This is a genomic window from Mesorhizobium sp. IMUNJ 23232 (genome assembly GCF_044326205.1).
Lineage (GTDB): Bacteria > Pseudomonadota > Alphaproteobacteria > Rhizobiales > Rhizobiaceae > Kumtagia.
Map to the genome: position 1 here is coordinate 64088 of NZ_JBIRCY010000035.1, position 15365 is coordinate 79452.

The following is a 15365-nucleotide window of genomic DNA, read 5'->3' on the forward strand; positions in this document are numbered from 1 at the left end:
CCTTTTCGTCATTTCGCTGTTTACCGGTTGGAAGCCGGTTGTTACGCATAATGGCGGTATGACCACCCGGAGACTGTCGTGCGGCCGATCGCCTATGCCCTGCTGATTGCTTGCTGCCTGACCGCAGCCGGCGCGCAGGCCGGCGTCAAGTCCGTCGTCAAGGTAGAGACATACTCCATCGCCGGCAACAGTGGCGATGCCCTGATGGCTGAGATGGACCGCAATGGTCCGCGCCACGGCTTCCTGGCGCGCGCGATTGCCCAGACCCGCTATTCCGTCGACTGGGATCGTACCTGGCTGGTTTCCAACGGCCGATGCCGGTTGATGAAAGCCGACGTCACGCTGAAGGTGAACTATCGCTATCCGGCTCTGTCGGGAGAGGCGCCTCCGGCCCTCAAGAAGCGATGGCGAAAATTCGTCGCCGGCGTGCGCAAGCATGAGCAGATGCATGGGCGTCTGGCCCGCCGCATGGCTGACGAAGCGTATGATGCGGCCTTCCGCGTCACTGTCGATGACGATCGTTTCTGCCGGAAGGCGAAGGCTGAGGTGACGCAGATCGTCCATGCCATCTACGCCGACTACGAAGCACGGCAGCAGCGTTTCGACGCGATCGAGCATCAACCCGGCGGCCCGGTTGAAAGGCTGGTGCAGAGGCTGACGAGACGCCGGTAGATCGTCGGCCCGGATCAGCGGACGAGGGCCGCGAGATCGGTCTTGATTTCCGGCTCGGCCGCCTTCGGCTTCAGCGAAAACTCCACCAGAACCGGCAGATGATCCGATCCGACGGGGTCGAGCGTTCGGATCGAGTGGATTTCGACATCGCCCTTGGCGAACACATTGTCGATCGGCAGTCCGGCGAAGCGCAGGAATTCCGGCACGCCGAAAGGGAGCCAGGTCGCGCCAGGCGACGGCATCAGGATCAGCCCGCCGGCCTTGGCGACGCGGGTGGTCGCCTCGCTCCACGGGACGGCGTTGAGGTCACCGGCCACGATTGCCGTTTCCCCGATCCGCTGGAAATACGGCGTCAGCCCGCCGATCTCCCGATATTGCGGAAACGGCCACGGCCAGCCGATATGCAGCGCCGCGATGTCGGCGCTCGTGCCGCCGAAATTGATCGTCGCCAGCGCGAAGGCGCCCCGCCTGTCGCAACTGGGCGACGTGCCGTCGGCGAACGGCCGGCGCGACAGGATGGCGACGCCGAAGAACCCGTGCGGATAGGAGCAAAGGATGCTGTAGGGGTAGGCGGCCTTGAGCAATTCCAGCTTTTTCGCCCAGAGATCGGACACTTCTTCCAGCGTCACTACGTCCGGCCGGATCTGTCCGATCATCGAAAGCACGCGTTCCGGGGTCGGGTTGTTGTAGCGTAGGTTGAGCTGCACCAGCCTGTAGACCGGCCGCTCGGGATCGACGGGATAAAGCGGCCCGTATTTCATGCCCAGCCCGGCGACCGGCACCGTGCCCGAGGTGGTCGCGAAGGCGACGATCGCCGCAAGCATGAAGACGGCGCCGACCTTGAGGAAGCGCGTCGCGAAAACCGGCAGCGCCGCAATCCCCATCAGCACCGCCAGGTGCGCGCGGAAATGGGCGAACGAATCCAGCGCCGGATGCACGGCGCCGAAAAAGCCGGCGGCAAGCGGCAGTGCCAGCAACAGCATGCAGACGGCTGACAGTAAAATCAGCGAGCGCCGGAACGACGGGCGACCCATCCCGAGGCCCTACCTGCGGCGAGACCGGGCCAGGCTGGACCGCCGCATCACTGAAACGGCGTTTCCAGGAAACTGCGCAGTTTTCGAGAGTGCAGCCGGTCGAGCGGCATCTCGGCCAGTTTTTCCAGCGCCCGGATGCCGATCGTCAGGTGCTGCGACACTTGCCGCTTGTAAAAATCGCTGGCCATGCCGGGCAGCTTCAACTCGCCATGCAGCGGCTTGTCGGAAACGCAAAGCAGCGTGCCGTAGGGGACGCGGAAGCGGAACCCGTTGGCGGCTATCGTCGCCGACTCCATGTCGAGCGCGATGGCGCGGGACTGCGACAGCCGCTGCACCGGGCCGCGCTGCTCGCGCAGTTCCCAGTTGCGGTTGTCGATGGTGGCGACCGTGCCGGTGCGCATGATGCGTTTCAAATCGTAGCCTTCCAGCCCCGTCACCTCCGCAACCGCCTCCTGCAAGGCCACCTGGATCTCGGCCAGCGCCGGGATCGGCACCCAGACCGGCAGGTCGGCGTCGAGCACATGGTCCTCGCGCACATAGGCGTGCGCCAGCACATAGTCGCCCAGCGCTTGGGTGTTGCGCAGCCCGGCGCAATGGCCGAGCATCAGCCAGGCATGTGGCCGCAGCACCGCGACGTGGTCGGTGATGGTCTTGGCGTTGGACGGGCCGACACCGATATTGACCATGGTGATGCCGCCATGTCCCGGCTTCGTCAAATGATAAGCCGGCATCTGCGGCGTACGCGGCGGCGTCGAGCCCGTCGTCGGCCCGCTGTGGCCGGCCGGCGTGATCAGATTGCCGGGCTCGACGAAACTCGTATAGCCGCCCCCGCCTTCCGCCATCAGGTCGCGGGCGTAGACGCAGAATTCGTCGATGTAGAACTGATAGTTGGTGAACAGTACGAAATTCTGGAAATGGTCCGGCGTGGTCGCCGTATAGTGCGGCAGCCTGTGCAGCGAATAGTCGATACGCTGCGCGGTGAACGGCGACAGCGGCCGCGGCTCGCCGGGAACGGCCTCGTAGGTGCCGTTGGCGATCAGGTCGTCGGTGCCGTCGAGGTCGGGAACGTCGAAGAAATCGCGGATCGGCCGCTTCAGCCGGTCGGCGACCGAGCCGTCGACATGCGTGCCTTCGATGAAGGCGAAATGCAGCGGGATCGGCGTGTCGGATTCCGATACCACCACCGGCACGCCGTGATTGCGCATGATCAGTTGCAACTGCTCGATCAGGTAGGTCTCGAACAGGTCGGGCCGTGTGATGGTCGTGGTGAACTGGCCGGGCGCCGGCATGTGGCCGTAGGCTTGGCGGGTATCGACCTGCGAATAGGAGAGCGTGGTGACACCGACCTCCGGATAGTAGGAGCGGTAGCGGTTCGTCACGTCGCCGTTGCGGATGATGGCGGCGAAGGATGAGCGCAGGAATTCGGTGTTGCGGGTGTAGAGGTTCTTGAGTGCGGTCACCGCCTCGCGCGCGTCCGAGAATGTTTGGCGCGCATAGGGCTCGGGAGAGATTATTCTTTGCGTGGGTTCGGGATAGATTCGCTTTTCCATGACCTATTATAGGGATGCAATGTGACATCCGGGAGGGGGCTCAGTCTGCAAACCGTTGAGACAGGAGCCTACCAACTCTGCTTATGGCCCAACAATTCTCGCAATCGACGCGGCCGCCTGATCGTCGTTGGCCAAACGCTCGATCGCGTCGAGATCGGCCGATTTTTCTTCGCTTAAGATCGCAAGATCGTAACTGGTCTGCATGTTCATCCAGAATTGCGGCGTCGTGCCGAAGAAGCGCGCTAGCCGCAGCGCGGTATCGGGGGTCACAGCAGTCTGCTCCGACACAAGGCGCTCGATTCGCGTACGCGGTACGTGGAGATGCTTGGCGAGCGTGTATGGCTTCAACGCGAGGGGATTGAGATACTCCTCACGCAGGATCTCGCCGGGGTGGATGGGGGGTGAAAACGAAATGGACATAGTGTGTAACCTTCGGTCAAGCAGCGCCTAGTGATAGTCTACGATTTCGACATCCTCAGGACCGGCGTCCGTCCAGCGGAAGCACAGCCGCCATTGATCGTTGATCTGGATCGAGTGTTGACCTCTACGTTCGCCTTTCAGGGCTTCGAGCCTGTTGCCAGGTGGTGTCGTCAGATCGTCGAGCGTGACGGCATTGTCTAGAATGAAGAGTTTGCGTTGCGCCGCACGGACGATGTCGGAAGGAAAGCCTTTCGGCGCCCTTCCTGCCGCGATTGCCTCGCATTGCCTATCCTTGAACGATCGGATCATTTTTCAGCTTCATTGACGTATCATAAGGCGATACGTCAATGAAATCAATTTGGAATCGTATCGTGATGTGATACGCGACGGCTTATCCGGTGGAGCCTTGCCGAACTCTGTTCTTACCGCCTCTGCAAGCTCACGAGAATAACCAGACCAGCGCCTTTTTTCTTCATGCTGGGGGCGTCGATCTCCATTCCGCGGTCGCCGCCGACGACCGGGACCGCCAGTACCGGAGCGGCAAGGACCGCGCTGAAAAGCGCGGCACGCAGCAACAGCGAAACGATCTTGAGCGGCTTGGTGGCGAGGCGGGACATGATCTTTGCTTTCGGTCCTTGGTGTCGTTCGATGCCCTTGAAAATGCACTGCCGACGCTGAACCCGTCCTGAGGTTCGCGTTCATTTTAGGTTCAGCTTTATTCGGAGGTATGTCGCCGCGTGCGGCCTGTGTATCGGCACTCGCGACAGAGAGCGAATAGCGAATAGGGAGTAGCGAATAGGCTTTGCGCTATAGGCCGCGCATCGCGATCTTCGCTCTATTCGCTATTCGCTATTCGCTATTCGCTATTCGCTATTCGCTATTCGCTATTCGCTATTCGCTATTCGCCTACAGCTTCGTCCACGTCTGGCTGCGGCAGATCAGTCCGCCGAGCACGCAGCCCTTCATCTTCAGGGAGCCGCCGGAAAGTGTCCCGCTGCCGGAATAGGTCTTGTCCTTGGCCGGATCGGTGATCGACCCGGAATAGGTGCCGCCGCCCTCGGCACTCATCTTGCCAATACCCTTGCCCTTGTATTTGCCCGTCTTCAGCGTGATGCAAAAGCCGCCGCCGCAATCGCTGATCGCCGCGGTCTCGCCGCTCTGGGTTCGCCAGTTGCCCTCGATCGGGTCGGCATTGGCGGCGCCGATTGCCAGCATCATGGCCGAGGCAGTCATCGTCATCCTGCGAAGCATAGGTATCCTCCCTTTGGTGTCCGGTTCGACGTTCCGGCATCTTACGCAAACGTAAGCTAGACGAAGACTCGGCGGACGAAAAGCCGGTGGCGTAGCGGCAGTTCGTTGAATTTATCGACCGGCCCGGACCGCCGGGATCGACGGAAACATGAAGCCCTGACGGCGAATTCGACATGCATCACCGCGCACGACCCGAATTCGTGGTGAAGGAAGGGTTGAATTTGCCAGCGTAAATTTTCGGAAAATTTTCGCGAAAAACCGGGCTCCCCAAGACTTGTGATCCTTAATGAATTCCAAGGTTTACCAGTTGTTTTTGTTTTGTTTGCCGCCGGTTAAGGACGCCGCTTAACGGCAGTTTCAAGCCTCCACGGCATCCTTCGAAGCATCGGAAGAGCGAACCGGAAGGGACAGCCGGGGCTCTCGGGAAAAGGGACAGGGACAGTCAAAATGGCACGGTTTGAAATCTTCGATGCGGACTTCGGAACGGCGGGCACCACGGCTCAGGCCGACATTCTCTGCGAACTCGGGCTGATGTACGCCTCGGGCCGCGACTGCGAGGCTGACATCGTCGCCGCGCACAAATGGTTCAACATCGCCGCGATCAAGGGCTCGGACCGCGCCGCGGTGCTGCGCTCGGAATTGTCGGCCGCCATGTCGAAGCTGGAAATTGCCCAGGCGCTGCGCCAGGCGCGCGAATGGATGACCATGCACTGAGACGACATTACCCCTCGCACGCGCTCCAACGCGTTCGCGAACAGGCCGAAGACGGCGACAGCCGCGCGGCCCAACAAGAAAACAGGCAGGCAGGTAAGAAGGCAAACGCCGCGACGGCCGAAAAAAGGCTGGCGCGGCGTTTTCCGTTTGCGACCGGCGAGCACAAGGGCGGTTCTTCCGAGCTGCGCCCCCATGGACCATGCGCCGGACGAGGCTGGCCCTGCCGCTGCCGGGCTGCTAAATGGCATTGCGGATGTATGAAACGCTCCGCCGGCCACAGAATCCGGCGGCAAAGGAGGAAACGTCCATGAAACTCACCCGACTTTTGAGTGCCGCCGCCCTCGGCCTTGTGCTGGCGACGCCGGCTTTCGCCGACGACATCAATTTCGCCGTGATCGGCCCGATGACCGGCCAGCTCGCCACCATCGGCGACCAGTTCAAGCAGGGCGCGCAGGCCGCGGCCGATGCGATCAATGCCGCCGGCGGCGTCGGCGGCCGGCAGATCAAGCTGTCGATCGAGGACGACCAGTGCGATCCCAAGCAGGCGGTCTCGGTGGCGAACCGCGTTATCGCCAACGGCGTGATGTTCGTCGACGGTCATGCCTGCTCGGGTTCGAGCATTCCGGCTTCGGCCGTCTATGCGGAATCCGGCGCGCTGATGATGAGCCCGGCCTCATCCAACCCGGTGCTGACCGACGACGCGGCGGCCAAGGGCTGGCCGACGATCATGCGGCTCTACACCCGCGACGACGCGCAGGGCAACTTCATCGGCCCATGGATCGCCGAGAAGTACAAGCGCAAGAATGTCGTCGTCCTGCATGATAAAAGTGCCTATGGTCAAGGTATCGCTGACGCTGTCAAGGCGACGATGAACAAAGGAGGGCTCACCGAAGTGCTTTACGAAGGCATCAATGCCGGCGAGAAGGACTATGCGGCGCTGGTGACCAAGCTGAAGGATCTCAAGGCCGACGTGGTGTACTTCGGCGGATACCATCCGGAAGCCGGACTGATCTTGCGCCAGTCGGCGGAACAGAACCTAAAGTTCCAGATGATCATGCCGGATTCGATCGCCACGCCAGAGTTCTGGCAGGTCGCCGGCCCGGCCGGCGAGGGCACCATGTTCGTGTTCCCGTCGGATCCGCAGTCCAAGCCGGAAGCCAAGGAAGCCATTGAGAAAATCAAGGCCGGCGGCTTCGTGCCGGAAGGTTTTACGCTGTTCTCCTACGCGGTGATCCAGGCCTTCGCACAGGGCATCGAGCGCGCCGGCAGTGACGATCCGGCCAAGGTCGCCGAAGCCCTGAAGAACGGCGAGCCGATCAAGACCGTCGTCGGCGAGGTCACTTTCGACGAGAAGGGCGACCTGAAGAACGCCAGCTACGACATCAACCAGTGGCACGACGGCAAATACGCGCCGATCCAGCAGTAAGCTTTTGATTCATATTGTATATCGACGGCCGGGCTTAGCCCGGCCGTTTGCTTTTGGCGAACCAGGGGTAGACATTTCGACCATGGTCGGAAATCGCGTCATGCTTTGAAAATCATGCAGCAACAAAGAGTTGCAGAAGAAAATCCTCCAAAATTCATCCGCAAACCGGACAGGCGGGGCTCCCAGACCTGACAACGATGCCCTTTTTCGCGTCCTTGCAAGGCCGATGAACCTGATGCGACATGCCGCCGGGAGACCGACTTCTGACGCTGCTTATGTCGGTTCGACAAAGCGTACCAGAACTGCGCCCTCGGTGACCTGCGACCCTTCGGAAGCGATCTCGGCGATCTCGCCATCATGGCTGGCGTTGATAGTATGCTCCATCTTCATGGCTTCGAGGATCAGCAGCGGCTGACCTTTCCTGACCGTGTCGCCCCGCACGGCCCGGACGAGCTTGACCAGCCCGGGCATCGGCGCCCGCATGGAGCCTGCCGCCTCGGTCTCGTCTGCGCGGTCGAGCGGATCGGGAACGGCGAAGTCGTAACCGACCGCGCGTTCGAAAATGGTGATGTGGCCGGGCCATTTAGCCATGCGGCGGGCAGGGCCGTTTTTTGTTTCAACAGCGGAACCTTCCAGTTCGACCTTCGCCACTCCATCCACCACTGTAGCGTGGGCCGCAATCTCTTCGTCGCGGAAGCGGAGCTTCGTCGGCCGAGCGACGGGGTGGAAATGCGCATAGCCGGCAAGCGCCGACCAGGGGTCGGGGGAGGTTGGCCGCTGGTCGAGGCCCGAGGCGGCAAGCACAGCGTCGGCGAGGATGTCGGGGCCAGGCGCGGGCAGGGTGGTCAGAGACTCCTGCTTGCGGCCGATCAACCCGGTGTCGACGTCGCCCGAGGCGAAATCTGGATCGGTGGCGAGCGCGGCGAGGAAGGCGAGGTTGGTGACCGAACCGGCGACTTCCGTCGATTCGAGCGTATCGACCAGCAACGCAAGCGCCGACGGGCGGTCCGGCGCATGGGTCACCAGTTTGGCAATCATCGGGTCGTAGTACGGCGAGATCGAATCGCCGGCCCGCACTCCGGTTTCGACGCGGATGTTTCCGCCCGGCGCAGCAGCCGGGAACTTCAGATGATGCAGCGTGCCGGTGGCTGGCAGGAAACCCTTTGAAGCGTCCTCGGCATAGAGGCGCGCCTCGAAGGCGTGGCCGTCGAGAGAAATTTCCTCCTGAGATTTCGGGAGCGGTTCGCCCGAAGCAACCCGCAACTGCCATTCGACCAGATCGACCCTGGTGACCATCTCGGTGACCGGATGCTCGACCTGCAGGCGGGTGTTCATCTCCATGAACCAGAAACGGTCGGGCTTCAGCCCTTGCGAGGCATCGACGATGAATTCGATCGTACCCGCGCCGGAATATTTGATCGCCTTGGCGGCCTTCACCGCGGCGTCGGTCATGGCGGCGCGCAATTCCCTGGTCATGCCGGGGGCAGGGGCCTCCTCGATCACCTTCTGGTGGCGGCGCTGTGCCGAACAGTCGCGTTCGTAGAGATGCACGGCGTTGCCAAGATTGTCGCCGAACACCTGCACCTCGATGTGGCGCGGCTTGTCGACGTATTTTTCGATCAGCACGTGGTCGTCGCCGAAGGCGGATTTCGCCTCGCGTTTGGCGCCGGCCAGCGCATCGGCGAACTCGTCGGGATGGTCAACGCGGCGCATGCCCTTGCCGCCGCCGCCGGCCCGCGCCTTGATCAGCACGGGATAGTCGATCTCGCGCGCCTTGGTGGCGAGCAGCACGAGTGCCTGGGTGTCGCCGTGATAGCCGGGCACGACGGGAACGCCGGCCTTTTCCATCAGCGCCTTGGCGGCGTCCTTGAGCCCCATGGCGCGGATGGCCTTTGCCGACGGCCCGATGAACACCAGCCCGGCGGCGGTCACCTTGTCCACGAAATCCGGGTTTTCGGATAGAAAACCGTAGCCTGGGTGGATGGCTTCAGCCCCGGTCGCCAGCGCCGCCTCGATGATCTTTTCGGCACGCAGATAGCTTTCCGAGACGGGCGAAGGGCCGATATGCACGGACTCGTCGGCCATGGCGACGTGCAGCGCCTTCGCGTCGGCGTCGGAATAGACCGCGACGGCTTTCACGCCCATTTTTCGCGCGGTACGCATCACGCGGCAGGCGATCTCGCCGCGGTTGGCGATCAGGATTTTCTGGAACATCGATCCTCCTGGCGCCTTCTTAGCTTTCCGCATGCGGGAGAGAAAGCCGGTTTCAACCGACTGCGGGCCGCCAGAGATCAAGGATGGGAGTTGTCGACCGCGCACGCCGCCGCCGGGCAGAATGAATCCGAGTTGGCACGGCACGCTCCAAGGGCGCAGGACGAACTGGCGCAAAATGTCAATAAGTCTTTTGCGAATCGGGCATAGTCTGCGTGGGCTGGAATTTTGGAGGGGCTAATATGCAACCGGTAAATCAATTGGCATCGGTCGTCCGCACCACGGTCGCCGCAAAGCAGAACAGTTTTCTCGTGCTGCCCGATGCGGTGGACGAGATCATGGCGCGCAATCCGGGCCTTGCCGCCTCGCGCAAGCAGGTGTCGGATATGGTCGTCGACGCGGCGCTTAACGCCGGCGTTTCGGTCGGCATCGCCTGGGACGACTGATCGTTTTCCTGGCCGGCCACCGTCTGAAAAGCGTCGCGCGGCCATTGACCCAATCATGCCGTCAGCGCCGGCAGGCGCTGGCCCTATCTCTTCAGTCGCGCCATGGCTAGGTTGGGCGCCTCTCGGAGACTTTTTCGATGGACCTCCCGCCCTTCCTGCTCGACCATTGGCTGGCCGCCCACGAATTCGCTACGCCGCCGATCCGCTACAATCTTGCAGCCAGCACCGGGCCGCAGTGGAGCGTCGACGAACTGCTGGCGCTGGGCGGCGGCAAGAACATCGGCGGCGTGAAGATCGGCTACGCGCCGCCGGAGGGCGGAAAACGGCTGCGCGAGGCGATCGGTGGTTTTTTGGGTGTCGACCCGGAGTGGGTGGTGGTGACGACGGGCGCCTCGGAGGCGTTGCTGATCCTGCTCTGTCTTGCGACACGGCCCGGCGGCAACATCGTATTGCCCGCGCCGGCCTTCTCGCCTTTTGCGGTCATGGCCGATGCCTGGGGGCTCGGCGTGCGGACCTACACGCTCTCGCGCGATGACGGGTTCCGCCAGAACGCGGAGGCGATTTTCGCGGCGGCCGATGGCGATACGGCGCTGGCGCTGGTTAACACGCCGCACAATCCGACCGGCTCGGTCATGCCTTTCGAGGAGATCGAGGTGCTGGCGCAAAAACTTGGCGAACGCGGCGTGCCGCTCGTGGTCGACGAAGTCTATCACCCGCTCTATTTCGGCCGGCAGTCGCCGACGGCCGCGTCCGTGCCGAACGCCATCGTCATGGGCGACATGTCGAAGGCGCTGTCACTGGCCGGCCTGCGCATGGGCTGGCTGGTCATCGCCAATCCCGACCTGCGCAAGCGCGCCATCGACGCGCGCAGCTATTTCACCATCAGCAGTTCGCCGGTTCTCGAAGATCTGGCCGCGCATGCGCTCGACAATCACAAGACCCTGCTCGACCGCCTGAGCGCCGTGGCAACTACCAATCGCGCCGCGTTGGTGGCTTTCATGAAGCGCGTCTCCGATATCGTCGCATGGGCGGAGCCTGAAGGCGGCACCGTCGCCTTCCCATGGTTCAAGGACGGCCGCGACAGCCGCCCCTTCTGCCAAGCGCTGGCCGCCGCCGGCGTGCTCGTCGCGCCCGGCGACTGTTTTGGTATGCCGGAGCATTTCCGCGTCGGCTTCGCCGCGCAGGCAGACGGATTCGGGGACGCGCTGACGATTTTCGAGCGAACGCTGAGGGGTTGAACGTTTTTGGGCTTAGGACCTATCAAGCGGTTGAGCTGTGCTTCCTGTCTCCGACTGAGGAAGCCGTCATGAGACACGCTGGAAATTGTACAATGTCTTGCGATAGGCCGGCTCGTGGCAATCGTCTCATGCGAGCTGATGGTAGCCCGTCACATTGCAGATGAGCGATTGATGTCAAAAATATCGATCGGCTTTTCGCCAAATTGCTTCTCGAGCGCGCTCGGCATCACTGATAGGCAGCATCAGAAGAAAATAAACCGGCGTGTGATCGATCTCTATCTTGTTTAGGTCGGCCCATAGGAATGGAGAACGAAAGCAACGTGTTTGAGAGTTTTGGATATGTCATACTGGCAAACAATCTCTTCGATGAATGACCCATATATTACCCGTGAGCCATTCTTTCTCACATTAAACACGCAACTCGCCGCCAGGTTGTCCATATAGGGGGTGGCGCTAGCGCATGCCGCAACAATCTCGACCAGAAGCTGGCTTCCGACGACTTCTTGGGGGCTCTTGTACAGCCCTATAGACCCATAGGATGTGACTCCGTTCTCGGGGCAATCAAAGCCGCTCACGATATAGGCAAATTGCTCCTCATGATCGTCGCCGAAACTCATAACCTTTGTATTGTTACCAAATCGCGATCGAATTGATCTCCCGAGGTATTTTTCAAACGCAGTTGGTGTCGTCATAGCGCAAACCGAAAGGAGATCACATCTCAACCCATTTTATAGGTTTGGAGTCTAGTCACCACCGCCCGCGCCGCCCATTGCCACCCCGCCGGGCATCTCTCCTCGTGTACGGCAGGACGGCGATGAGTAACGCCGATGAGTCAAATCAAATACCGGCCGGCAAAGTCAGAGCGGCGCTACCTTTCCATCGCCGTCAACGCGAACGCCGCGCCCTGCGGGTCGGCGCACATGGCAATCCACGAGCCGCCCGGCACCTGCATGACGTCCATCAGGATCTGGCCGCCGTTGGACCTCACCCGCTCGACCGCGCCGTCGAGACCGTCGACGGTGAAGTAGAACTGCCAGAGCGGCATCGGGATGTTGGCTGGCTTGTTCATCATGCCTCCCGCCTGCTGGCCGTCGATGGCGAAAAGCTGGTAGGTGCCCATCTCTCCCATGTCCATCGCCTGGTCGGCGGTCCAGCCGAACTGGGCGGAATAGAAGTCGAGCGCCGCCTTCCAGTCGGTGGTGTAAAGTTCGCGCCAGCCGATGTTGCCGGGCACGCTGGCGGCCATCGGTTCCTGGTCCGGACCTTGCGGTGTCATCAGCATGAAGGTCGCGCCCTGCGGGTCGGCGACCACCGAGAAGCGGCCGATCTCCGGGATGTCGGCCGGCTCGCGGTAGACTTTTCCGCCTGCGGCGGCCACGCCGGCCGTCGCGGCGTCGGTGTCCTTGGTATAGATGTAGCCGAGCCACATGGGCGGCGTGCCCATCGCCCTGGCCTCGTCCGGGATCGCCATGACGCCGCCGACGCCCGTCTCGCCGACTTTCATGATGACGTAGGGCTTTTGCGGATCGCCCCAATTTTCGGAATTCCAGCCGATGACGGCCTTGTAGAAGGCCGCGGCGGCCTGGACGTCTGTGGTCATCAGTTCGTACCAGAAGAATCTGCTTGCGGGCATGGCTTGCTCCTTCCCGGATTTTTGATGCGATCCTGCAACCGCAGGCCGGGACAATGCGCCCGGGAAGTGACAAGGAAAAGGCGGGATTCGATGAATCCCGAAGGCTCCTGACAGGGGAGGAACGCGGTCGGCGGGCGTTCGCCTTCGGTCGTTCGAAGCGGGGTGTGTTTTGCGATGTCGTGCTCGACGTTGCGACGGCAGTCCAGACGTCGCACGGGCCGAAAAACGTAAACTGTCCCCGGCATCTGTGCCAAATGAAAAGCGCCGCCAGCGCGAGCGGATGGCGCTTGTTGGCAGGTGGCCCGGACGTCAATCGTCCGCGGCCAGCCTCTCGTTCAGTGTTTCAGAGAGCGTCTCGGACAGCGTCTTGGTCACCGGCGCACGCGACGGACTGGCCGCCGAGACCACATCCTTCAGCGAGCCGCCGGCGCCGGCGACCCCCGCGGACGCCAGCAGGGCGTCGACCAGCGGCTTGTTGCCGGTGAAGCGCAGAAGCTGGTCGGCGAGGTCACTTGGCCCCGACGAACGGCCGTCCGCGTCGCCACCGGAGCGGCCGGCGGAGAAGCCTGCCGTGTCGAAGACGCGGATGCTCTCGATGCGACCGGCCGGTTCCATCAGGGCCTTGAAGGCTTCCGGCAGCATCCGGATGCGCGCCTGCGTCAGTTCGAACTCGATGAGCCGCTCGGACAGCATGTTGTTGGCCTCGTTGCGGGCGCGGATCGTCGCCGCCTGTGCCTCGCCCTCGACCTGGATGCCTTCGGCCCGCACCTTCATGGCCTCGGCTTCGGCGCGCGCCTCGACCAGCACGGCCTCGGCCCGGTCCTCGGCCGCACTGCGTTCCGCATTGGCGCCGACCGTCACGGTGACAGCCTCGGATTCCGCCTGTTCCTGTGCCTGCAGCACGGCGATCTGCCGGCTGCGCTCGGCGATCTCGCGCTCGCGTGCCGTCTGCACCTTTTCCTCGGCCGCGACGGTCAGCGCCTGGGCCTCGCGCGCCTTGGCCTCGGCCCGCGAGGTCTCCTCGCTCTTGAGGGCGATGGCGACCGCCTTGTCCTGGCGGCTCAGCTCGACATCGCGCTCGGAATTGATGCGTGCCTCTTCCTTGGCCTTGTTGGCGGCGGCGGCGCGCTCGGCGATGGAGCGCTCGCGGTCGATCTGGGCGCTCTGCTCGGCGAGCTTTGCATCTTCCTCGGCCTTGGCCTTTTCCGAGCGGGTGACCGCTTCCTTGTTGGCGACATCGCGCTGCTGGTCGAGGCGGGCTTCCTCTTCCTGGCGCTTCAAGGCGAACTTCTGGCGGGCGGCGGTCAGATCCTGCTCGGCGATGGCCACTTCGGTCTGCCGCGTGATGTCGTTGCGCTCCTTGCGCCGCTGTTCGGTGATGGTCGTCAGCTTGGCCAGGCCGACCGCGTCGAAAGCGTTGGTTTCGTTGAAATATTCCTTCGGCGTCTGGTCGAGGCCGGTGAGGCTGACCGATTCCAGTTCGAGGCCGTTGGTCCTGAGATCGGTCTCCACCGCGTCCTGCACTGCCTTGACGAAATCGGAGCGGCTTTCATGCAGTTGGTCGAGCGTGTTGCGCGCCGCGACCGAGCGCAGGGCATCGACCAGCTTGGCCTCGACGAGGTCCTGGATGGCCTTGGGATCGTTGACGCGGTCGCCGAGCGTCTGCGCCGCCAGGCCGATGCCGTCGTCGGTGATGTCGACGCGCACATAGAACTCGGCGCGGATGTCGACGCGCATACGGTCGGCGGTGATGAAGGCGTCCTCGCGGCGGCGGTCGACGACCAGCTTGACCGTGTTCAGCTTGACGCGGGCCAGCGCATGCACGATCGGCAGAATAATGGCGCCGCCGTCCTTGACGACGCGGCGGCCGCCGACGCCGGTGCGCACGAAGGCCTCGTCACGTTCGGCGCGATGGTAGAGCCGGCCGAAGGTGAAGCCGATGGCGGCGATGATCACCACCACGATGCCGGCCCAGGTCAGGAATTCGATGATACCGTCCAAAGTGCCACTCCTTCCATGCGTGAAGAGATTGTCAGCCCTCGGCGCCGAATGGCATCACGAGGAAAACCCGGTCCCGGCCGTCGCCGCCCGAGACCACTACGATTTCCGTACCCTTCTCGATGACCGTGCCGGCATCCGCCGGACGTGCCCTGAGCGTGTGTAGATCACCATGCGCGTCGCGCACCCGGACATTGCCGGGATGGCCGTCGTCGAGCGGTCCGAGTGTGACGATGCCCCTGCGCCCGACCAATTCGTCACGGGTGACCGCGTAGCTCTCGTCCTGCGGAATGAACTTCGCGATGCCGTTGCCGACCAGCTTGGTGACGCCGACCGCGGCGGGTGCGGCGGCCAGCGCATAGGTCCAGTCCGGCAGAAAGGACACGAGATCGGACAAAAGGATGCCGACCGCGCCGAACGTCACCAGAAGCAGCATGCCCAATATAGCGAAGGGCACGCGCCCGAGGTTCAGCCAGTCGAACAACTCCCCGATGCTGGTGCCGTCGAGCAGATCGGCAATCGAATCCCCGACCGAAATGCTGCCGGCGAAGAAGATGACGATCTGGAAGACACCCAGCAGCAGCCCGGCGAGCAGTGGATAAAGATACAATGCTGAGGCGTCGGCAAAACCCTGCATCACGGGACTAGCGTCCGTTGACAAAGGTTGACTGGAGAATCCGGTTTTGATTCAAGGCTTCTTTTTGGAGGCAGCCTTGGGCGAACGTGTTGGTCTGACGGACGAGGAATGGGAACTGATCGGGCCTTTGCTGCC

The 15365-nt window shown here is 62.7% G+C and carries 15 protein-coding genes; 5 read left to right on the forward strand and 10 right to left on the reverse strand.

The window, feature by feature from the left end:
- The first annotated feature begins 78 nt into the window (after positions 1–78).
- Positions 79–672 (forward strand): DUF922 domain-containing protein, encoded by a 594-nt coding sequence (locus ACH196_RS23385; RefSeq protein WP_396649340.1) that lies wholly within the window; start codon positions 79–81, stop codon positions 670–672.
- Between the two features lie 14 nt (positions 673–686).
- On the opposite strand, the gene ACH196_RS23390 is transcribed toward ACH196_RS23385, so the two are convergent.
- The 6 genes from ACH196_RS23390 to ACH196_RS23415 form a co-directional block, all read right to left on the reverse strand.
- On the reverse strand, positions 687–1655 hold the full coding sequence (locus ACH196_RS23390) for an endonuclease/exonuclease/phosphatase family protein (RefSeq protein WP_396649341.1): 969 nt from the start codon (positions 1653–1655) through the stop codon (positions 687–689).
- 98 nt (positions 1656–1753) lie between these two features.
- Positions 1754–3256 (reverse strand): AMP nucleosidase, encoded by a 1503-nt coding sequence (locus ACH196_RS23395; protein WP_396649342.1) that lies wholly within the window; start codon positions 3254–3256, stop codon positions 1754–1756.
- A gap of 81 nt (positions 3257–3337) precedes the next feature.
- Positions 3338–3676: a HigA family addiction module antitoxin gene (locus ACH196_RS23400; RefSeq protein WP_396649343.1), complete on the reverse strand. Its 339-nt coding sequence runs from the start codon at positions 3674–3676 to the stop codon at positions 3338–3340.
- A 27-nt stretch (positions 3677–3703) separates the two neighbouring features.
- A complete protein-coding gene (locus ACH196_RS23405) occupies positions 3704–3985 on the reverse strand; it encodes a type II toxin-antitoxin system RelE/ParE family toxin (RefSeq protein WP_396649344.1) in 282 nt (93 codons plus the stop codon).
- 113 nt (positions 3986–4098) lie between these two features.
- Positions 4099–4293: a hypothetical protein gene (locus ACH196_RS23410; RefSeq protein WP_396649345.1), complete on the reverse strand. Its 195-nt coding sequence runs from the start codon at positions 4291–4293 to the stop codon at positions 4099–4101.
- Positions 4294–4582: 289 nt separating this feature from the next.
- Entirely contained in the window at positions 4583–4927 is a 345-nt protein-coding gene (locus ACH196_RS23415) for a DUF2147 domain-containing protein (RefSeq protein WP_396649346.1), read from the reverse strand.
- Between the two features lie 447 nt (positions 4928–5374).
- Between ACH196_RS23415 and ACH196_RS23420 the strand changes: the two genes are divergently transcribed.
- Both ACH196_RS23420 and ACH196_RS23425 read left to right on the forward strand, forming a co-directional pair.
- Positions 5375–5641: a sel1 repeat family protein gene (locus ACH196_RS23420; protein ID WP_396649347.1), complete on the forward strand. Its 267-nt coding sequence runs from the start codon at positions 5375–5377 to the stop codon at positions 5639–5641.
- A 307-nt stretch (positions 5642–5948) separates the two neighbouring features.
- Positions 5949–7067: an ABC transporter substrate-binding protein gene (locus ACH196_RS23425; protein ID WP_396649348.1), complete on the forward strand. Its 1119-nt coding sequence runs from the start codon at positions 5949–5951 to the stop codon at positions 7065–7067.
- A 273-nt stretch (positions 7068–7340) separates the two neighbouring features.
- Here ACH196_RS23425 and ACH196_RS23430 read toward each other — a convergent pair whose 3' ends face one another.
- Positions 7341–9281: an acetyl/propionyl/methylcrotonyl-CoA carboxylase subunit alpha gene (locus ACH196_RS23430; protein ID WP_396649349.1), complete on the reverse strand. Its 1941-nt coding sequence runs from the start codon at positions 9279–9281 to the stop codon at positions 7341–7343.
- A gap of 239 nt (positions 9282–9520) precedes the next feature.
- Between ACH196_RS23430 and ACH196_RS23435 the strand changes: the two genes are divergently transcribed.
- Together ACH196_RS23435 and ACH196_RS23440 are read left to right on the forward strand one after the other, a co-directional pair.
- On the forward strand, positions 9521–9724 hold the full coding sequence (locus ACH196_RS23435) for a hypothetical protein (protein ID WP_396649350.1): 204 nt from the start codon (positions 9521–9523) through the stop codon (positions 9722–9724).
- Between the two features lie 137 nt (positions 9725–9861).
- On the forward strand, positions 9862–10962 hold the full coding sequence (locus ACH196_RS23440; RefSeq protein ID WP_396649351.1) for an aminotransferase class I/II-fold pyridoxal phosphate-dependent enzyme: 1101 nt from the start codon (positions 9862–9864) through the stop codon (positions 10960–10962).
- An 868-nt stretch (positions 10963–11830) separates the two neighbouring features.
- Here the strand turns inward: ACH196_RS23440 and ACH196_RS23445 are convergent.
- From ACH196_RS23445 to ACH196_RS23455, 3 genes are all read right to left on the reverse strand, one after another.
- Positions 11831–12595, reverse strand: a complete 765-nt coding sequence (locus tag ACH196_RS23445) for a VOC family protein (RefSeq protein ID WP_396649352.1) — start codon at positions 12593–12595, stop codon at positions 11831–11833.
- 309 nt (positions 12596–12904) lie between these two features.
- On the reverse strand, positions 12905–14596 hold the full coding sequence (locus tag ACH196_RS23450) for a flotillin domain-containing protein (RefSeq protein ID WP_396649353.1): 1692 nt from the start codon (positions 14594–14596) through the stop codon (positions 12905–12907).
- Positions 14597–14627: 31 nt separating this feature from the next.
- Positions 14628–15230: an OB-fold-containig protein gene (locus ACH196_RS23455; RefSeq protein WP_396649361.1), complete on the reverse strand. Its 603-nt coding sequence runs from the start codon at positions 15228–15230 to the stop codon at positions 14628–14630.
- Positions 15231–15365: the final 135 nt, after the last annotated feature.